The 20,096-nt window shown below is 54.1% G+C and carries 18 protein-coding genes; 16 read left to right on the forward strand and 2 right to left on the reverse strand.

The window, feature by feature from the left end; genetic code table 11:
• The first annotated feature begins 8 nt into the window (after window positions 1-8).
• The 11 genes from NST69_RS02430 to NST69_RS02480 all read left to right on the forward strand — a co-directional run bounded on the left by NST69_RS02430 (window position 9) and on the right by NST69_RS02480 (window position 14,039).
• Window positions 9-848, forward strand: a complete 840-nt coding sequence (locus tag NST69_RS02430; RefSeq protein ID WP_342548393.1) for an aldo/keto reductase — start codon at window positions 9-11, stop codon at window positions 846-848.
• Window positions 849-1,008: 160 nt separating this feature from the next.
• Window positions 1,009-1,905, forward strand: coding sequence for an SDR family oxidoreductase (locus tag NST69_RS02435; RefSeq protein ID WP_036730661.1), 897 nt, complete (start codon window positions 1,009-1,011; stop codon window positions 1,903-1,905).
• Window positions 1,906-2,078: 173 nt separating this feature from the next.
• Window positions 2,079-2,780: an ABC transporter ATP-binding protein gene (locus NST69_RS02440; protein WP_036730659.1), complete on the forward strand. Its 702-nt coding sequence runs from the start codon at window positions 2,079-2,081 to the stop codon at window positions 2,778-2,780.
• Window positions 2,781-2,793: 13 nt separating this feature from the next.
• Window positions 2,794-5,343 carry an ABC transporter permease gene (locus tag NST69_RS02445; protein WP_342550059.1) on the forward strand — a complete coding sequence of 850 codons (2,550 nt, stop codon included), beginning with the start codon at window positions 2,794-2,796 and terminating at the stop codon, window positions 5,341-5,343.
• A 596-nt stretch (window positions 5,344-5,939) separates the two neighbouring features.
• Window positions 5,940-7,685 carry a peptide-binding protein gene (locus NST69_RS02450; protein ID WP_339253643.1) on the forward strand — a complete coding sequence of 582 codons (1,746 nt, stop codon included), beginning with the start codon at window positions 5,940-5,942 and terminating at the stop codon, window positions 7,683-7,685.
• 120 nt (window positions 7,686-7,805) lie between these two features.
• Window positions 7,806-8,777 (forward strand): ABC transporter permease, encoded by a 972-nt coding sequence (locus NST69_RS02455; protein WP_036730648.1) that lies wholly within the window; start codon window positions 7,806-7,808, stop codon window positions 8,775-8,777.
• A 59-nt stretch (window positions 8,778-8,836) separates the two neighbouring features.
• Window positions 8,837-9,796 carry an ABC transporter permease gene (locus NST69_RS02460; protein ID WP_339257296.1) on the forward strand — a complete coding sequence of 320 codons (960 nt, stop codon included), beginning with the start codon at window positions 8,837-8,839 and terminating at the stop codon, window positions 9,794-9,796.
• Window positions 9,763-10,779, forward strand: a complete 1,017-nt coding sequence (locus NST69_RS02465) for an ABC transporter ATP-binding protein (protein WP_076081945.1) — start codon at window positions 9,763-9,765, stop codon at window positions 10,777-10,779. Before NST69_RS02460 ends, NST69_RS02465 begins: the two co-directional genes overlap by 34 nt.
• Window positions 10,776-11,801, forward strand: coding sequence for an ABC transporter ATP-binding protein (locus NST69_RS02470; RefSeq protein ID WP_339253646.1), 1,026 nt, complete (start codon window positions 10,776-10,778; stop codon window positions 11,799-11,801). The genes NST69_RS02465 and NST69_RS02470 overlap by 4 nt, the downstream gene beginning before the upstream one ends.
• 240 nt (window positions 11,802-12,041) lie before the next feature.
• Entirely contained in the window at window positions 12,042-13,349 is a 1,308-nt protein-coding gene (locus NST69_RS02475) for a hypothetical protein (protein WP_342548394.1), read from the forward strand.
• 33 nt (window positions 13,350-13,382) lie between these two features.
• A complete protein-coding gene (locus NST69_RS02480; RefSeq protein WP_342548395.1) occupies window positions 13,383-14,039 on the forward strand; it encodes a SprT family zinc-dependent metalloprotease in 657 nt (218 codons plus the stop codon).
• A gap of 347 nt (window positions 14,040-14,386) precedes the next feature.
• Here the strand turns inward: NST69_RS02480 and NST69_RS02485 are convergent, their stop codons facing one another.
• Together NST69_RS02485 and NST69_RS02490 are read right to left on the reverse strand one after the other, a co-directional pair.
• On the reverse strand, window positions 14,387-15,262 hold the full coding sequence (locus tag NST69_RS02485) for a GNAT family N-acetyltransferase (RefSeq protein WP_342548396.1): 876 nt from the start codon (window positions 15,260-15,262) through the stop codon (window positions 14,387-14,389).
• Window positions 15,263-15,321: 59 nt separating this feature from the next.
• Window positions 15,322-15,906, reverse strand: a complete 585-nt coding sequence (locus NST69_RS02490) for a GNAT family N-acetyltransferase (RefSeq protein WP_036730637.1) — start codon at window positions 15,904-15,906, stop codon at window positions 15,322-15,324.
• Between the two features lie 270 nt (window positions 15,907-16,176).
• Here NST69_RS02490 and NST69_RS02495 point away from each other — a divergent pair, with 270 nt between their 5' ends.
• The 5 genes from NST69_RS02495 (at window position 16,177) to NST69_RS02515 (ending at window position 20,090) form a co-directional block, all read left to right on the forward strand.
• Window positions 16,177-18,102, forward strand: coding sequence for an asparagine synthase-related protein (locus NST69_RS02495; RefSeq protein WP_342548397.1), 1,926 nt, complete (start codon window positions 16,177-16,179; stop codon window positions 18,100-18,102).
• A 28-nt stretch (window positions 18,103-18,130) separates the two neighbouring features.
• On the forward strand, window positions 18,131-18,256 hold the full coding sequence (locus NST69_RS02500) for a paeninodin family lasso peptide (RefSeq protein WP_036694602.1): 126 nt from the start codon (window positions 18,131-18,133) through the stop codon (window positions 18,254-18,256).
• A gap of 138 nt (window positions 18,257-18,394) precedes the next feature.
• Entirely contained in the window at window positions 18,395-19,333 is a 939-nt protein-coding gene (locus NST69_RS02505; protein ID WP_342548398.1) for an aldolase, read from the forward strand.
• Entirely contained in the window at window positions 19,330-19,635 is a 306-nt protein-coding gene (locus tag NST69_RS02510) for a lasso peptide biosynthesis PqqD family chaperone (protein ID WP_342548399.1), read from the forward strand. Before NST69_RS02505 ends, NST69_RS02510 begins: the two co-directional genes overlap by 4 nt.
• Window positions 19,632-20,090, forward strand: a complete 459-nt coding sequence (locus NST69_RS02515; protein ID WP_342548400.1) for a lasso peptide biosynthesis B2 protein — start codon at window positions 19,632-19,634, stop codon at window positions 20,088-20,090. The genes NST69_RS02510 and NST69_RS02515 overlap by 4 nt, the downstream gene beginning before the upstream one ends.
• Window positions 20,091-20,096: the final 6 nt, after the last annotated feature.

Raw genomic sequence — 20,096 nt, forward strand, 5'->3', positions numbered from 1 at the left:
GCATGAACATGACGAATCATATTCCGGAAGTACTGCTGAACGATGGAATGAAGGTGCCTGCGATTGGCTACGGAACGGCCTGGATCAAAGGTACAAAGGGCATGCAGAATCTGAGGACTGCCCTGGATTTGGGGTATCGTCTGATTGATTCGGCATTCAACTATGAGAACGAAGGCGTTGTCGGGGAAGCGGTACGGCAGAGCGGGGTACCCAGAGACCAGCTGTTCATTACATCCAAGCTGCCCGGACGCCATCACAAGTATGATGAAGCGGTCGAGACGATTGAGGAATCGCTGTACCGGGCCGGACTCGATTATTATGACCTGTATCTGATCCACTGGCCGAATCCCAAGGTGAACCTGTATGTGGAGGCGTGGCAGGCACTGATTGATGCCCGAAAGCAGGGATTGATCCGTTCTATCGGAGTCAGTAACTTTTTGCCGGAGCATCTGGACCGCCTGATTAAGGAAACGGGGGTGGTACCGGCTATGAACCAGATTGAACTGCATCCCTTCTATCAACAGGCGGAGCAGCGCGCATATCATGAGCAGCACGGAATCGTCACAGAATCCTGGAGTCCGCTGGGACGCGGCACGGAGCTGCTGAAGAATGAACAGCTGATTGCGATCGCCACAGCCCATGACAAATCGGTCTCACAGATTGTTCTCCGCTGGCATGTGCAGCTGGGAGCGGTTCCGATTCCAAGATCGGCGTCGGAGGAGCATCAGCGGGAGAATCTGGATATTTTTGGGTTCGAGCTGTCGGAGGCTGAGATGAAGGTGATTTCTGAACTCCCGTCCACCGGACCGCTGTGGGACCAGGACCCGGCCGTGTACGAAGAGTTCTGATCCATTTAGGTTATAGAGATACGGCCCCTTGCTCTTTGGCAGGGGGCTATTTTTTTGTTATAGCGCTCATACATAATTCGTTTAAGAAAAAGGGAAGCTGGTTACATAGAAAGAGTCAGAAGCCTACACAATCAGAAGCGAACAGAGGAGGAATATTATCATGAGTAATCAATATAAGATTCAAGATCCTGTGCAGCAATATGAAAAGGCTACGCCTGAATTCGAGCAGCAGCAGCCCAGTCCGGGCTTAGAGACAAAAATGCACCCGCGTCCCGATGACGGAGCGGGCACCTACAAGGGCAGCGGGAAGCTCACCGGACGGAAGGCCGTCATTACGGGAGCGGACAGCGGAATCGGGCGGGCGGTAGCGATTGCTTATGCCCGTGAAGGCGCCGATGTGGTGCTGGCCTATCTGCCGGAGGAAGAAGCTGATGCGAAGGAAGTCGTTAAGCTCATCGAGGAAGCCGGACGCAAGGCGGTGGCCCTGCCGGGCGATCTGAAGGACGAGAAGTACTGCGAGCAGCTGATTGCCAAGGCCGTAGAAGAGCTGGGCGGGATTGATATCCTGGCTAACATTGCCGGTAAGCAGCAGTTCGTGAAGGACATCGCTGATCTGACGACGGAGCAGTTCGATGCTACCTTCAAGACGAATGTCTACTCGCTGTTCTGGCTCTGCAAGGCAGCGGTGAAGCATATGAAGCCTGGGAGTACAATTATTAATACCTCATCGATTCAGGCCTATGAGCCTTCGGAGATTCTGCTGGACTATGCCACCACGAAGAGTGCCATTAATACCTTCAGCAAAGCTTTTGCCCAGCAGGTGGCCCCTAAGGGAATCCGGGTGAACGTGGTTGCCCCTGGACCGGTATGGACTCCGCTTCAGATCAGCGGGGGACAGCCGGAGGAAGTCCTGAAGGACTTCGGAGCTAAGACCCCGCTGGGACGCCCCGGCCAACCGGCTGAGATGGCTCCGGCCTATGTGTTCCTGGCCAGCCAGGAATCAAGCTATGTCAGCGGTGAGACCCTGAATGCCAACGGCGGAATGCCGACCCCATAAATAAGAATGAGTAACAAACACTTGAGCAGGAACCTCCGTCAGGAGGTTTTTTGCTGTGACCCCACTTTTGCCATCATAGGGGGTTCATGTGCTACACTTGAGTCATGGAATTGAAATCGTATCTGCCAGTTCTGGTGTATTAGCGGTTTGTGGAGAAGACAGGAGGAGACGGCATGGCATTCGTAACGGTGAAGGGCGAATATAAGCGCTATAAGATGGGGGAGACCCTGATTGTTGCCAACGACGGCATTGAGTTCGAGATTGAGAAGGGTGAATTTGCTGTAATTGTAGGGCCCAGCGGGGCGGGAAAGTCAACGGTGCTTAACATATTGGGCGGGATGGATTCCGCCGACGAAGGCCAGGTCATTGTGGACGGTACTGACATCGCACGTTATAGCGCCAAGGAATTGACCGGCTACCGCCGTAATGACGTGGGTTTCGTGTTTCAGTTCTATAATCTGGTCCCTAATCTGACCACTCTGGAGAATGTCGAGCTGGCTTCGCAGATCTCGCCCCGGGCCCTTGATGCCCGGAAGGTGCTGGAGGATGTGGGCCTTGGCGCGCGGCTGAATAACTTCCCGGCCCAGCTCTCGGGCGGGGAGCAGCAGCGCGTGGCTATCGCCAGAGCGCTGGCGAAGCAGCCGAAGCTGCTGCTCTGTGATGAGCCGACCGGTGCGCTCGATTACAATACCGGCAAGCAGGTGCTTAAGCTGCTGCAGGATACCTGCCGCGACACCGGCACAACGGTGATTGTGATCACGCATAACCTGGCGATTGCTCCGATGGCCGACCGGGTCATTGAGATCAACAACGCCAAGGTACGGAAAATGGTGAAGAATCCAGCGCCGGTATCCGTGGAAGATATCGAATGGTAAGGGGCCGGGAATGATGAAGAAACGGGCACTATGGAAGGATGTTTTTCGGGAGATCGGCCGCACCAAGGCGAGGTTCCTCTCGATCTTTGCAATTATTATGCTGGGGGTCAGCTTCTTCTCCGGGATCAAGTCGGCCGGGCCGGATATGCTGGACACCGCAGCGACGTATTATAAGGATCTGCGGCTGATGGATCTGCGGGTCCAGTCCACTTACGGCCTGTCAGAGCAAGGGATCGAGAAGCTTCGGGGGATACCCGGGGTGCAGACAGTTCAGCCTGTATACAGCTCCGATGTCTTTCTTGGCGACAGCGGGCTGATTGCCAAGGTCTATTCGTATGCGGACAATAATGAACTGAACGGCTACAAGCTCACCGCCGGGCATCTCCCGGCAGCCTCTGGAGAGATTGTACTGGATGAACACCTGCGCGAACAGGAGAAATTCAAGCTTGGCGATTCTATTATCTTCGGCGGCGAGGCCGGGGAGACGCCTGAACAGAGCTTTCGGACCAAGACCTATACTGTCGTAGGCTTCGCGCAGAGCCCACAATATATTGAGACCGCGAACCGTGGAACGAGCCGGATCGGCAAAGGGACTGCCGATGCGTTCGCCGTCATCCCGGAAGAGGATTTCACACTTCCGGTGTATACGGAGGCCTATCTCAGCTTCAAGGATACGGCTGCGGAGAGGGCCTATACTCCGGCCTATGACACGTTGGTTGAGCGCCACCTCACAGAGACAGAGCAAGCGCTCAAGGATTACCCGGCGCAGCGTCTGGAGGAGCTGAAGGCGGAAGTGGCCGCCAAGCTGGCTGCGGGCCAGCAGGCAGCGGATGCCTCGCAGCAACAACAACAGCAGACAGCGGCGCAGAGCCAGCCGGAGCTGCCTAAAGTATATGTGGCCGATCGCACAATGAACCCGGGATACGCCGAATACAAGGATAATGCGGACCGTCTGTCCGCGATTGCGTCGGCTTTCCCGGTATTCTTTTTCCTGATTGCAGCACTTGTCAGCTTAACCACGATGACCCGCATGGTGGAGGAGCAGCGGCTCCAGATTGGGACGTTGAAGGCACTCGGATACGGTGCTATGGACATTATGACCAAGTTTCTGGTGTACGGAACACTTGCCAGCCTAGCGGCATCCATCGCGGGTCTGGCGGTCGGCTTCACGTTCTTCCCGGACCTGATCTATAATGCTTACAGCTCTCTCTATAACCTGCCGGATGTGATCAAGAGCTTCTACCCTTCTTACGCCGTTATTTCCATAGTCGTGGCGCTAATCTGTACAACGATGACGGCCATGGTCGCTTCACGTGTGGAGCTGCGGAGCAACGCGTCTGTGCTGATGCGGCCCAAGGCACCCAAGAGCGGGCAGCGGATTCTACTGGAGCGCTTCAAGTTCCTGTGGACCCGGCTCAGCTTCGTGCAAAAGGTGACAGCCCGCAATCTGTTCCGCTACAAGCAGCGGATGTTCATGACTGTTATCGGGGTGGCAGGCTGTACCGCGCTGATCCTGACCGGCTTTGGACTGAAGGATTCCATCGGCAGCATCGCCGAGCGGCAGTTCGGCGGGATTATGAAATACAGTGCCCTGGTAGCCCTGCATGATAATGCAGCCGCCGCAGAGCAGGCTTCCTATAAGAAGCTGATTGAACAGGAGACTGCGGTGACAGGCACGCTGAATGTGCTGCAGGAGGCTGTGACCGCCCGGGCCAAAGGCGTGAACGACCAGGAAGTGCGGATCTTTGTTCCCTCGGATACAACCGCACTGGCGTCTTTCGTTAATCTTAAGGACCGCAGCACCGGTAAGCCGCGTGTACTGAGTGACGAGGGCGCGGTCATTACAGAGAAGCTGGCTAAGCTGTATGATGTTGCCCCCGGGGGTACGTTGACGCTTCTGGACAGCAACAATGAGCCATTCCAGATCAAGGTAGCGGCGGTCACCGAGAACTATGTGCTGCATTATGTATACATGACCCCGGCGTACTACACGGAGGTGTTCGGCAAGGAGCCGGTCTATAATACTCAATTATTGAACTACAGCGGCAAGGATAAAGGGTGGGAGAGCGCCTTCGGGGAGAAGCTGACTGCGAATGGGCAGGTGGCCTTGGTCAGCTTTTCCAGCGGTGTGGGAGAGGCCTTCGAGGAAACTATGGACAGTATGGATATCGTCATTGTGGTGCTGATTGTCTCTGCTGCCGCGCTGGCCTTCGTGGTCCTGTACAACTTGACTAATATCAATGTGTCTGAGCGGGTCCGCGAATTGTCTACGATTAAGGTGCTCGGCTTCTATGATAAGGAAGTCACTCTGTATATTTACCGGGAAAATATTCTGCTGACCTTGCTTGGTATCTTGTCCGGCAGTGCCCTGGGGGTGATCCTGCACCGGTTCGTCCTGTCGACTGCCGAGCTGGATGCCACCATGTTCGCTCCGCTCATCAAGTGGCAGAGCTACATCTATGCAGCCTTGCTGACCATACTATTCTCAGGCATCGTAATGGCTTTCATGCACATCAAGCTCAAGCGGATTCATATGATAGAAGCGCTGAAGTCGGTAGAGTAGTTCAGTCACGATTTTGTCAAAAAAATAAAAAAAGCATCAGCATACAAGGAAGGATAATGAGCCGAGGGCAGAGGGAGCCCGGAGCCGTTATCCTTCTTTTTTGTGCCTGAAAAGGAACCGATGGCTGGGGAATTAGCGCTGAAACATACGAAAATATGACGAACAGTGTCGGAAAATCGCGAAAATGATAAGAAAGTGTCATTAAAACTAACCCGATTAAACTTATTATAATAATGTGTAAAAGGTATTTTTACAGTTATTTCAAGATACATTGGAAGTAAATGTTTCAGGAGCAAAAAAGTAAGATTGTACAGCGGTAAATAAATATATTGACGTAAGATATATTCACATGTAATATAAACCATAATTTATGAGGGAAGTTGTGAGGCTTCCCGCCGGGAATGTTATCCCTGACCTTAATTGACCCGCGGTCTATTCAACGCATTTCTACAATATATATTAGGTGTGATGTTATGTCACATGTAATGCGTAGGCGGTCATTAGTGGTCTTAGACGGATAACGATCCGGAGCATCCCAGTCTCCCGAGAAGCTTTGAAGAGCAGGTACAAGCACTTAACTAAGGAGGAGTAAAGGAATGGCGAAAAAGAGAAAATGGTGGTCAGGTTTACTAGTCTTATCGTTGGTAGGGGTTCTATTTACAGGTTGCAGTACGAATAACACTGCGGGTTCTTCAACAAATGCGCCTGCAGCCACTACAGCACCGGCAGAGAGTGCGGCGCCTGATGCTACGGAAGCACCTGCAGCTGACGCGCCGGTTGACGGCGGAACACTAGTTACAAGCTCATTCTCCGATATTGTTAATATTAATCCGCTCTTAGTTAATGACACCGCGTCTGGTGATGTGGCCCAGTTCGTCTTCGCCAAGCTGTACAATCTCGACCGTGAAGGCAATGTACAGGCAGAGGATTGGTCGCTGGCTGCCGCGCTGCCGGAGATCTCTGAAGATGGCTTGACCTATACTGTGAAGCTGAAGGATACCGCCAAATGGAGTGACGGTCAGCCCGTCGTTGCAGATGATGTAATCTATACCATTGAAACGGCCAAGAATAAGGAGACAGGCTCTCCGCTGATCAGTGCCTTTGACAAGGTGAAGAGTGTTGAGAAGGTGGATGACCACACCGTCAAGATCACAATGTCCCAAGTCTATGCGCCGTTCCTGTATGCGCTGGTCCAGGAGATTGTTCCAGCCCATGTCCTGAAGGATGTGAAGCCGACCGAAATGCAGAAGAACCCCTATGGTACTGATCCGGCCAAGACCGTTACAAGCGGACCGTGGAAGTGGACAGCCTGGAAGCAAGGCGAGAGCCATACCCTGGATGCTGATCCGAACTATTGGGGAACCGTGAAGCCTCATATCGCTCAGGTGATCTACAAGATCTATGCTGACCAGAACACTGAGGTTCAGGCGATTATGAAGGGCGACACGGATCATATCAGTGCGATTCCTGTAACCCAGGTTGAAGCAGTTAAGGCTGACGGGAAAATCGATATCATCCAGAAGCCGGGCGCGCAGTACGAATATGTTAACTTCAACTTTGACGGCAAAAACTTCCCGGATGGCTACGGCCTGTTCCAGGGACAGAAGACCAGACAGGCGATTGCCCATGCCTTGAACCGACAAGGAATGGTGGATAATATCCTGAAGGGCGTAGGCGCGCTGATGAATGCGCCGTTCCTGCCGGATACGTGGGCTGACCCGGGTGATGCTGCTGTGAACTATGATTACAATGCTGAAACGGCCAAGAAGCTCCTGGCTGAAGACGGCTGGGTTGCGGATGCCAAGGACGGCATTCTGGTCAAAGACGGCCACCGCTTCTCCTTCGAGCTGCAGTATAATGCCGGCAACAGCCGCCGTGAACAGGTAGCTGCTGTTATCCAGCAGAACCTGAAGGATGTCGGCATTGAGGTGAAGCCTAAGGCGATCGACTTCGCTGCATGGATTGACCAGAACGTAACGCCGGGTAAATATCAGGCCCTGCTGCTGGCATGGTCCCTGAATACACCAGACCCGGATGCAGAGAGCATCTTCTCCTCCAAGTACTTCCCGCCTGCCGGACAGAACAGCGGCTGGTATAAGAATGAGAAGCTGGATAAGCTGTGGGTAGACGGATATTCTACGGTAGATCAGGCTAAGCGCAAAGAAATCTACAAAGAAGTAGGTAAGGAAATTTCAACCGACCTTCCTTATGTATTCCTGTATCAGTATGGTCAGGCGATCGGAACAGGACCTAGAGTGCACTGGGCAGAGGAGGATGCTCCTGAGCCGTCACTGGGCTACGGACAGTTCTTCCACGCTATCAAATGGTGGGTAACCGAGTAACGTACCGACTAACTGAATAGACTTGCGGGAGGTGAAAGAGAATTCTCTTTCACCTCCCCCTTTTGTATAAATGGGGGGCCTCCGTAATCTATCGCCTTACCATCTCTAGGAGGATAGCCAATGACAGAATACCTGATACGTAGAGTGCTTCAATCGGTACTGGTCATCTTTCTGATTACCATACTAACCTTTCTTCTCATCCATGCGGCTCCGGGCGGACCCACACAAGTGATGCTGGCCCCGGGCTTGACTCCCGAAATCTTCGAGCAGCAAGCCAAGAATCTGGGTCTGGATCAGCCGATTCATATCCAGTATATCCACTGGATCGGCGACCTGCTGCAAGGGGATCTGGGGTATACCTTCAAGAACCATATTGCGATCTCGGACCTGCTCTGGCCGCGTATCGGCAATACCATAATCCTGATGGGTGCGGCTTGGCTGGTATCCCTGCTGATCGCAATCCCCTGGGGAATCTACAATAGTACCAAAGTCTATGGTTTATCGGATCAGACGGCTTCGTTCATTTCTTATCTGGGCTTCGCCATGCCGACCTTCTGGTTCGGGATTCTATTGCAGCAGTGGCTGTCGCTCAAGCTGGACTGGTTCCCATTGTCGGATATGCATACAAGAGGCAAGGAAGACAGTATCGCTGATTTATTCATGCATCTGGTGCTGCCGGTAACGGTACTGGCACTTGGGTTCCTGGCTTCTTATATGAAGTATGCGCGGGCCAGTATGCTGGAGGTGCTGGATCAGGATTATATCCGGACGGCACGGGCCAAAGGCGTCAAGGAACGGAAAGTCGTCTTCCGCCATGCCCTGCGCAATGCACTAATTCCAATTATTACAATACTAGGCCTTGATCTTCCGATCCTGGTGGGAGGGGCCGCACTAACAGAGAATGTATTCAACTGGCCGGGAATGGGCCGTTGGTTCGTAGAGATGGCCACTGCACGCGAATATTCGGCACTGATGGCTGTGACTATCGTCACGGCTGTGATGGTCGTCATTGGCAATCTGCTGGCAGATATACTGTATGTCGTAGTTGATCCCCGGGTGAAGCTCGGCAAGCAAGGGGGGAAGGCGGCATGAGTACAGATAATACAGAGCTTATCAAAGGGAAGGTCTCCAAGCCGCTGCGAACGCCGGATATGAGTCCGATGCCGGGCGGGACCGACCCGGAAATTCCGGTGGTGGATATGGACAGACCTCCCGGCCCGTGGAGAGTGCTGTGGAAGAAGTTTTCACGCAATCCTTTTGCCATGGGCGGGTTGGCCGTCCTGCTTATCTTTGTCCTGCTGGCGATCTGCGCACCGTACCTGACCTCCTATGGGCCGGAGAAGATTGATCTGATGTTCGCCAACCTGAAGCCGGGGGCGGAGGGACATCCCCTCGGCACCGACGAGCTGGGCCGCGATATTCTAAGCAGACTGCTGTATAGTGCGCGGATTTCGCTGCTTATTGGTTTCTCTGTTGCTTTTGTATCCGTGCTGGTCGGCTCGATAGTCGGAGCCATTTCGGGTTACTTCGGCGGATTCGTGGATACGGTATTCATGCGGATTGTTGACGTCATGAACTCTGTACCGTCTCTGTTCCTGAATATCCTGGTAATGGCGCTGTTCGGAACAAAGATTGAATTCATGATCCTGATTCTGGCGTTCACGAGCTGGATGAGTATTGCCCGGCTGGTCCGGGGAACCTTCCTGCAGCTGCGGGAAATGCAGTATGTGGAGGCGGCCAAAGCCATCGGCGTATCCAGCTGGGGAATCATCTTCCGGCATCTGCTCCGCAATGCGAGCTTCCCGATCATTGTTAATGCCACATTGATGGTCGGCGGCGCGATTCTCAGTGAATCCGCATTGTCCTATCTGGGTCTTGGTATCCAGGCTCCGGCTACGAGCTGGGGGCTGATGCTCAGTAACGCCCAGGAGTTCATGCTGATTGATCCGATGCAGGCGGTGTATCCGGGCTTTTGCATCCTGATGGTGGTGCTGGCGGTTAACTTTATCGGCGACGGCATCCGGGATGCCCTTGATCCCAGACAGCAAGTGACCAAATCCCGGAGGAGGCTGGAACAATGGCGCAAAAACTACTCGAAATCCGGAAACTAACTGCCGGCTTTGCGACAGAGAAGGGACTGCTCAAAGCAACCGACGGCATCTCCCTTACGGTGAATAAAGGTCAGACAGTCTGTATTGTAGGCGAATCCGGCAGCGGCAAAAGTGTCACCTCGCTGGCGATCATGCGCCTGATCGATTATGCGGGCGGTATGATCCTGGATGGACAGATTGACTTCCATGGACAGGATCTGGGGGCGAAAAGCCAGGAGGAGATGCGGGAGATCCGCGGCAACCAGATCGCTATGATCTTCCAGGACCCGATGTCTTCGCTAAATCCGGTCTTCACCATAGGGGAACAGATTGCTGAGAGTCTGCGGCTGCATCAGAATAAGAAGGATGCAGAAGCGCTGAAGCTGGCGGTCGATCTGATTAGATTGGTGGGCATACCGGCACCGGAGATCCGTGCGAAGCAGTACCCGCATGAGCTGTCTGGCGGGATGTGCCAGCGCGTAGTCATTGCGATTGCGCTGGCCTGTAACCCCGAGCTGCTGATTGCCGATGAGCCGACCACCGCACTTGATGTTACGGTCCAAGCGCAGATTCTGGACCTGTTGCGCAAGCTTCAGTCGGAGCTTGGCATGTCCATCCTGCTGATTACCCACGACATGGGAGTTGCCGCTGAGATGGCGGACCGCATTGCTGTCATGTATGCGGGCGCTATCGTGGAAGAAGGCGGTGTGGAAGAGATCTTCGACCATCCCAGCCATCCTTATACGATAGGTCTGCTCCAGTCGATTCCGGGGTTCGAAGGCGGACGGGGAGGCGAGCTCTATACGATCAGCGGAACGATCCCGCCGATAGGACAGCTGCCTGCGGGCTGCCGCTTCCATCCGCGCTGTCCGCATGCGATGGAGATCTGCCGGAGCCAGGAGCCGCCGGATTTCCTGATCTCTGATGATCACCGGGCCGCCTGCTGGCTGTTCAAGGATAAGCCGGTTTCAGCGTATACCAGCGGGGAGGCGAAGCGCGCATGATGAACAAGACATTGGCCAAGCCAGATCGTAAGGTAGCTGCCTCCTCAGAAGTACTGGTGGAGGTTAAGGATATTAAGAAGTATTTTCCGATCACCAAGGGTCTGCTTAACCGGACCGTCGGGCAGGTCAAGGCGGTGGATGGGGTCAATCTGGCGATCCGCCAAGGCGAGACGTTCGGGCTGGTCGGGGAATCCGGCTGCGGCAAATCCACCTTCGGACGGGTACTGCTCCGGCTGCAAAGTGCGACCGGGGGGCAGGTGCTATTCAAGGGCCAGGATATCCATTCGCTGGGTTCGCGTGACATGCGGAAGCTGCGGGAAGAGATGCAGATTATTTTCCAGGACCCGTTCGGGTCGCTGAATCCGCGCTTCCTCGTCAAGGATATTATCGGCGAGCCGCTGCGCATTCACTGGAAGATGTCCGGCAAGGAGATCGATGCCCGGGTGGTCGAGCTGATGGAGCTGGTGGGTCTGGATGCCAGCCGCCGGAACCGCTATCCGCATGAATTCTCCGGCGGACAACGCCAGCGCATTGGCATCGCCCGGGCGATTGCGCTGAATCCGCAGTTTATTGTGGCCGATGAGGCCGTGTCCGCGCTGGACGTATCCGTGCAATCCCAGGTCATTAACCTGCTGATGAAGCTGCAGAAGGAGCTGGGTCTAACCTTCCTCTTCATTGCACATGGTTTGAACGTAGTCCGTCATATCTCTGACCGCGTTGGGGTCATGTACCTGGGCAAGCTGGTGGAGGTGGGGGAGACGGAGGAACTGTTCGCGGCCCCGCTGCATCCGTATACTGCCGCCCTGCTATCGGCCATTCCCAAGCCTACGCCAAGGCGTAAGCAGGAGCGCATTATGCTGGAGGGAGATGTGCCCTCCCCGGCCAATCCGCCCTCCGGCTGCCGGTTCCATACCCGCTGCCCGTTCGTCCAGGACAAATGCCGCTTAGTGGAGCCGCTGCTGGAAGAGGTCCTGCCGGGCCGTCCGGTAGCCTGTCATTTCCCGTTGCTTCCGAAATCCTGATCAACGAGTACCTATGCTGTACCGAAGAGGAACGCTGCTGAATCTTACGCGGTGTTCCTCTTCGCTTGTCATATCGTGCTAAACTAATCATTGTGCTACAGGCATTTCTATAAGAAAATGAGAAAAAGACTAATCAATACCGCAAAGCTTGCGGAACCGGAGGCTATGGTGAAAAAGGTCAATACAGCAATTTCAGCGCTCTTTATCCTTGTTATGATAATAGCTGTCTGGGTATGGGCAGTGTCGGTACATACCTGGACCCTGGCGGGGGCCTTGGCTTCCCTGCTCTGTCTGGCCCTGTTTATCTGGACGGGCCTGCGGGCCATTCCCGCTATAACCGGGTACATCATGAGCCCCGGCGAACTGCGGACGGTGAATACGGACGACTCCCCGGAGGAACGGCAGCGGACCTGGTGGAAGATTGTGCTGTGGGTGATATTCAGCCGGGTGCTGCTAATCCTTGCGGCTTATGTATTCTGGGTGCTTCGGGAGGGAGGCTCCGGCAGCCTGTTCTCCCGCTTCATTGAGATGTGGCATATCCGCGGAATTGATGCGATGTCCTATCTGGGCATTGCCGAGCGGTGGTATGTGACGGAAGGGGACCCCAGATTTCATATTGTATTTCTGCCGTTTTTCCCCGTTATGATCAAGCTGGCGCAGTTCTTCACAGGCAATTATATGGCTGCAGGATTTGCCGTAGCCAATCTCTGCACGCTTGCAGCGGCGTTGTTCGCTTATGAACTGGCCCGGCTGGATATGGGGCGCAGGAATGCCCTGCGGGTAGTGAAGTACATCTTCATCTTCCCGTCGGCCTTCTTTTTCTTCCTTCCCATGACGGAGGCGCTGTTCCTGCTGCTCTCCCTGATGGCGCTGTATTTTGTGCGCAAAAAGCGCTGGCTGCTGGGCTGCCTCTGTGCGGCGCTGGCCGGATTCACCCGTTCCCCGGGGATTCTGCTGGCCGTGCCGATTGCCGTGGAATTTGCCCGGGAGCTGGCCGCTGGCTACAGGTCAATGGACCGGAAGGCTTTTACGAATAAGCTGATCTTGGCTGTTCTCTCCCTGGTGAGTGTCTCATTCGGTCTGCTTGCTTATCTCTACATCAATTACAATGTGACGGGCAACGCGTTCCAGTTCAGTATTTATCAGCGGGAGCACTGGTCGCAGCGGTTCTACTTCTTTTTCGATACTGCGAGATATCAGATGGAATATGCGGTGAATACCTTCAAGGATGCCGATTACCGGTCGTTCTTAGGGCTGTGGCTGCCGAATTTGTGCGCGATCTTCCTGGTTCTCTTCATGATGCTCCGCAGTACGAAGAAGCTTAATCCCGCCTACATGGCGTACATGATCGCCTATTTCGTCTATGTAGTGGCCCCGACTTGGCTGCTGTCTGCTCCGCGTTATTTCGCTGTTGCGTTTCCGCTGGCGTTCGCGGCTGTGCTGTTGACGGAGGATAAGAAGTGGAAAGATATCCTGCTCACTACGCTATTTATTGCGGGGGGTCTGCTGTATCTGGCAGTGTTTGTATCCGGTTATCCGGTATATTAGTGTGTACTAGAAATTACAGAAACGATGGTGGCTATGCAGATTCAACTAGAAGATCAGATGGTTACGTTATATGTCCAGTATGCCAAGCGCAAGAAGCTATCCGTAACGGTGGACGGCTCGGACCTCATTACCGTTAAGGCGCCCAAGGGAACGAGTGAAGAGGCGATCCTCGGTGCGGTAGCAAGTCTAGGCCCGAAGATTATGGAGAAGCTGCGCAGCAATGCGGCAGCCCGGCAGGTGCCAAGGGTTAAGGCTTATGAGGGCGACGAAGAAGCCTTCTTGTACTTGGGGAAGGAATATGCGCTGCATGAGCTGATTGGGGACCGGCAGGCGGATGCGGAGGAGCTGAAGCTTGCGCTGAAGAAATTCTATACGGCCAGTCTGAAAAAAATCATCGCAGAGCGCATCAAGCCCTACCAGACGCAGCTCAGAGTGAAGCCGAAGAGTATGGAGATTGTGGAGTCGCGGACCAAATGGGGGAGCTGCAGCTTTGACGGCAAGCTGACGTTCAATTACCGCCTGGCCATGGCGCCGCCTGAAGTGATTGACTATGTCATCATTCATGAGCTGTGTCATCTGCTGCATATGAATCATGACCGTTCCTTCTGGCGGCGCCTGGGCAGTATCATGCCGGACTATAAGGAGAAGGAAGCGTACCTGGCCCGGCAGGGGCAGTTTATGACGCTGTGACCTATGAATTCATTCCATAGATGCGGTAATGTATGGACTATCGTTCTTTCGCCGAAGCGAACATTCGGTGATAGTTGTATTCTGTACACTTAAAAACAGTGGAAAAGAAAGAATTCCTCTCTTAACTGTAGTCTGTACAACTAAATCCGCCTGAATGGGTGAGAACCCGGTACAGAGGGCATTTTAGTTGTACGAAATACAGCTAAACGGAGATAAGGCGGCACATCAGACGATTTAGTTGTACGAATTGCAATTAAGCATACCACTTGTACCTTCATCGGGGCAGGGCAAACCTTCAACAAGCGACTTAGTTAAGCTGTTCTCACATATTGCAATCTGATGCTTCACTAGGCGATGGAAGTAGCCGGATGCTTAACGTTAGCAGGATATTGCTGCCCGCCCTGAGTCCGGACGAATAGGCCCTCTGAATGGCTGCTGTCTGACAATTCCAGGCCAGGGTCATCCGGGGTGAAGTGGAAGACGATCGTCTCCGTATCGCTGTCCGCAAGCTTCAGGGCGATGTCGCGGCAGGAGACGGGCTGTGTGCTGATCAGATCGAAGAGCTCAAGCTGCCCATTCTCCTGCTGGCAGATGGCAATGAGATTCTCGTCCTCCAGGTAGTAGAGCTGATCGCTGAACACGTTCAGGCAGTAGAACATTAGCAGGCCATGGGCGCCGCTGATGCCAAAACGCTCAGATACTGGTACTCGCTGCGCTCCGAGAGAAGAGACCAGGCTCAGATCACGCGGGTCGGCTAGATCCAGCTTGCGGATTGCCGCAGATCCGGCAGTGCCCCCGGGGCAGGCCATGGAGAAGATCTGCTCTTCCACCGGGTGGAAGCCGAACTTAGGATAGAACTCCAAGACTGACTCATTGGCAAAAAGATACATGAAATCACACGCTTGCCCATACTCCTCCAGCACATTGTCAATCAACCGTCCAGACAGGCCGCGTCCTCTATAGTCAGGATGAGTCATCACCGTCCCGATCTGCACAGCAGGGGATTTCACCCCGTTAATGGTTAGCTCTATTAGATTGACCGAGACATTCGCCACAATCCGGTTTCCCTCCGCGTAAGAATAAGGAACATACTTATCCGTCCAGAAGCCCTCCTCATACCAGCGCTCCAGCTCCAGCTCGAACGTGTCTTTTGCCAGCTCGAAAAAGCTGTTCCGCAGCGGCTCATGATCTTTATAATTGTAGACAAATTGAAGAGTATTCATAGGTAGTTTCTCCTTCGGTGTATTGGTAAAAGTTTAACCCCAACTATACTAAATCCCCCTTAATATTCAACCCCGCGAACCTTTGAGTAGACCATTGTGTCTCTCAAGCTCCCCTGTACATCGGTCTTGTCATTGCGCAGAATACCTTCCAACGTAAAGCCTGTACGTTCGGCTACGCGTGCGCTCTGCGTATTGCGGGAATCGCAGCGGATCTCCAGCCGGTTAGCTTGTAGCTCCTGTATGGCGAAATCCGCAATGGCATTCACCGCTTCCGTGATGTAACCTTGACCGGCGAATGAGGTGTGTACCCAATATCCAATTTCAAATTTACGCACCTGCCAGTCGATCCGGTGCAGGCCGCTGCTCCCGATAAGCTGCCCTGTCTTCTTATGGAAGAGCAGCAGCCGGATATCGCTGCGTTCCAGGAACTGCAGCCGTGATTTCCGGATGGACACCTCCGATTCATCTACAGAAGGGATACGCTGGGCCCAGGGCATCCAAGGGCTTAATTCAGCGGCACTTTGCCGAACGGCTTCGTTTACAGCAGGGCCGTCCCCCCAGCGTGCTGCACGGATTTGCAGGCGGCTGCTTTCGAAGCTCTCCGGTACGGGAATCAGGATGGGGTCTATTGAATAATTGTTCATAAAATCTAGCTCCTATAGAGAGTATTTGGTGAATCAGTTACTTTTAGTATAAGCCATTATATACCATAGGTCATATTTCAGGGTTTCAATACCATAGATTTTAACTAAAGTCAATACGCTAAAGGATACCTAAAAGTACTCTCTGGTACTATTCACATTTAATGGCAAGAACGTTATCTTAGGTAATAAGAAGTGTTCACTATTAAGAACTTGTTGTAATGAACCTAGTACTGAAACGGTAGCGAAATTATAGACAGCTGGAGGTAACCCATGAGTGCAATCGCCGGGATCTATTCTATGCAGCATGGGCCGCTGGACCCGGAGCTCGGTCCGCGCCTGATGCAGGAGCTGCAGCGTTATCCGGCGGATGATGCCCGGGGCTGGAATACGGAGGGGCTGTTCCTCGGGTGCCACGCACAGTGGATTACCCCGCAGTCCCGGGGCGAGGTGCTTCCCTATTATGATCCGCAGCGGAAGCTGGCGATCGTAGCGGATGCCATCATCGATAACCGCAGCGAGCTCTTTGGACAACTTCAGGTTGTCCGGGAGGATCAGGAGTCGATGCCGGACAGCCTGCTGATTCTTCTGGCCTATGAGAAATGGGGGGATCAGGCTCCGGTGCATCTGGTCGGAGATTTTGCCTTCATGATCTGGGATGCCGGCAGGCAGACGCTGTTTGGAGCGAGGGATTTCTCGGGGAGCCGGACGCTGTACTTCCACCGCTCAGGCAGACAGTTCTCCTTCTGCACCGTGATTCATCCGCTACTCACGCTAATGGATGGAGAACGCGTGCTGCATGAAGGCTGGATCTCGGAATATCTGGCGGGCCAGGGCCGGATGGATGTCGCGGATATGTTCTCCACGGTCTATCAGGGTGTGGAGCAGCTGCCCCCGGCGCATTCAATGACAGTAAGCCCGAAGGGGATTACATTCTCCAGGTATTACACCTTCCAGACTCCGTCCCCACTCCGGCTGCGCAGCAATGGCGAGTATGAGGAAGCGTTCCGTGAGGTGTTCGGGCGTGCAGTCCGGGACCGGCTGCGTACCCACCTTGAAGCTGGTGCGAACTTAAGCGGCGGACTGGACTCAGGGGCGGTGGTGAGCTTTGCGGCACAGGAGCTTCGCCGCACGGGCAAGCCGCTCCACACCTTCAGCTCGTATCCTTTGGATCACTTTACAGGGTTCAAGCTGGGCCAGCGGGTGACCGATGAGCGTCCATATATTCAGGAGACCATCGACTATGTCGGGAACATTGAGCCTAGCTTTTACAATTTTCCTGACCGAAGCTCTTATGGCGAAATCGATGAATGGCTCGATATTATGGAGATGCCCTACAAATTCATAGAGAATTCTTACTGGCTGAGGGGCATATATGAACAAGCCGGAATGAAGAATGCTGGAGTGCTGCTTAGCGGACAACGGGGCAACTGGAGTATCTCCTGGGGACCGGCGCTGGATTACCAGGCGAAGCTGCTGCGTGAATTCCGCTGGTTCCGCTTTTACCGGGAGAATAAGCTGTACAGCCATTCGATGGGAGTAAGCCGCAAAAGAATGCTGAAAATAGCCGGGCGCAAGGTGTTCCCCGCTCTAGGCCAGCTGATGGCCGGGAGACAGGAGGCTCCGCCGGAGCTGATCCACCCTGAATTTGCCCGGCGGACCGGGGTGCAGGAGCGGCTGAAGGAGCTGGACCAGTCGCCTGCTTCCCAGACCGTGTACGATATCCGCAGAGAGCATTTCCGCCAGCCGCATGTCTGGAATGTGAACGGAACGGCGGCTACCAAGCTGTCGCTGAAGTACAGGGTATGGGACCGGGATGCGACGAATGACCTGCGTGTCATCAACTTCTGTATGTCGGTGCCTGAGGAGCAATACGTCCAGAACGGAATGGACCGCTCGCTCATCCGCCGGGCGATGGAAGGGCGGCTGCCGGATAAGGTCAGGCTTAACCAGACCCGGCGCGGTATCCAGGGGGCGGATGGCATTACACGTATGCTGCCCGAGTGGCAAAGGTTCCAGCAGGAGCTGAGGGAGATGCTGCAAGACCCCCGTACTTCGTCTTATCTGAATCGTCCCGGGCTCGCCGGATGCTTGGACCGGCTGGGTAGTGAGCCCGAACCATTATTAATCTTTAACACGGATTTCCGCCTTCTTACAAGAGGACTGGTGTTTTACCGCTTTTTGAAGCGGCTCTCCTGAAGGACGTTTCTTGAAAGGGGGTGACAAGATGAAAAAGGAATACAGCAAGCCTGCATTGGAAGTGTTGGATGTGAAAATGACTATGGCTGGCCCGGGGGTATCCATTGCCGATGCGTTCCAAGCCGATCCAGATGAAATCGTTAGTCACTCCTAGTCTTCCTGCATTACCGCTCAGCCCTAATCCCTCTTAGCTTGCTGGAGGGGGATCAGGGCTATCCCTTTATCCGAAGTAATGTTTCCACTTGTCATCCGCAAGACAACGGGTGAAATTGACTGAGATGGAGTGAGCAGTATGGCTGGCACAGTGCAATGCCTCGGTTATAAGGCTTTTGGCCTGCAAATCCTCAGTGAGTTCGCGCTACCAGAACTTCCCCGTACAGATCACCCTGGAAGGATAGGGAACCTGTCAGTAGTTGAAGGCCGTCTGGCGGAGCGATGGGAAGCGATACCGAAGATTACGCCGAATCTGGGCATCGCGGCGCATGAAGTGATGTTCATGGTGAAGGGCACCGCTATTTTTTCGATACAGAATGGCAGTACGATTACAGTCTCTCCGGCTGCAGGCGCAGATCTGGATAGCATCCGCTTGTTCATTCTGGGCAGCTGTATGGGTGTAGTATTGATGCAAAAAGGCATACTGGCCCTGCACGGCAGCTCGCTTGTGCTGGACAATAAGGCCTATGCGCTGGTGGGGCGTTCAGGTGCGGGTAAATCCACGCTTGCCTCCTATCTGATGGATCAGGGGCATCTCCTGGTCAGTGACGACGTTATTCCCGTGTTGGTGCATAATGGACATCCATTGGCTGTTCCAGGTTATCCGCAGCAGAAGCTGTGGCAGCAGAGCCTGGACTATTTGGGAATGAATTCGTCTGCGTACCGTCCGCTGTTTCAGCGTGAGACCAAGTTCGCCGTACCGGTGCATGACCGGTTCCAGAGTGAGCCGCTGCCGCTGGCCGGCATCTTTGAACTGTCTGTGGTGCAGGACGGGCCGGTGGCCGTAGAGGCGATAAGCGGCTTGGACCGGCTTCATACCTTATACAATCATACTTATCAAAAAGCGCTGGTCGACCCAATGGGTGTCAGAGAATGGCACTTCGGGCTGCTGGCCTCGTTCGTAAACCGGCTGCCGATGTACCGGCTGACCCGCCCTGAGCAGGGCTTCAGTGCACCGCAGCAGACGGAAAAGATTATGAAGACGATTATGCCCAAGGTGAAGGAGATGAACCTATGAATATGAATACTACAGAAGTGCTGTCGCCGGATTCGGTACTGGTTCAACGGGAAGGCAATATCGCAAGTGATATGGACGGCGAGAAGGTCATGCTGAATGTGAAGAACGGCAAATACTACAACCTCGGCGAAGTTGGCGGTGAGATCTGGGAAGCGCTGGCTTCACCGGTATCGATTCAGCAGATTGCCGGGAAGATGCAGGAGATCTTTGAGGTGCCAGCAGAGGTGGCGCAGCAGGATGTCATTGATTTTGTACAGAATCTGCTGAATGAGGATCTGGTCTCCATCGTTAGCGGACCATGATGACCCTCCGGAGGCTCCGTCTTCTGCTGGTGCATGACAAGGCGTTGCTTGCGCTGCTTCCCGAGACATTATGGCGGCTGCTGCTGGTCCGAATCCAGCTGTTGTTCCCCTTTGCCAGGACCGCCCCTCAGCTTGGGGTGAAATCCCTGGAGAGTCCCGCAGTATCCAAGCCTTCCGATCTTCGCCGCATCCAGCAGATTACCAAGGCAATCCGGGTGATGAGCCGCTATACTCCCTGGAAAAGCACCTGTATGGTCCGGGCGGTAGCCGCCCTGAAGATGCTGGAGAAGCGGGGCATTGAGAGCACCCTCTACATGGGGGTCGCCCGCGATAAGCAGGGACAAATGATTGCCCACGCCTGGCTGCGCAGCGGAGCCCATTATGTCTCCGGGGATGATGCGATGCAGGGCTTCGTGGTGGTGGAGAAGTTCGCGAAGGTGTTACAAGCCGAGTAATCGAGG

This window comes from Paenibacillus sp. FSL P2-0089 (assembly GCF_038595095.1).
In the GTDB taxonomy this organism is placed as follows: domain Bacteria; phylum Bacillota; class Bacilli; order Paenibacillales; family Paenibacillaceae; genus Paenibacillus_AQ; species Paenibacillus_AQ silagei.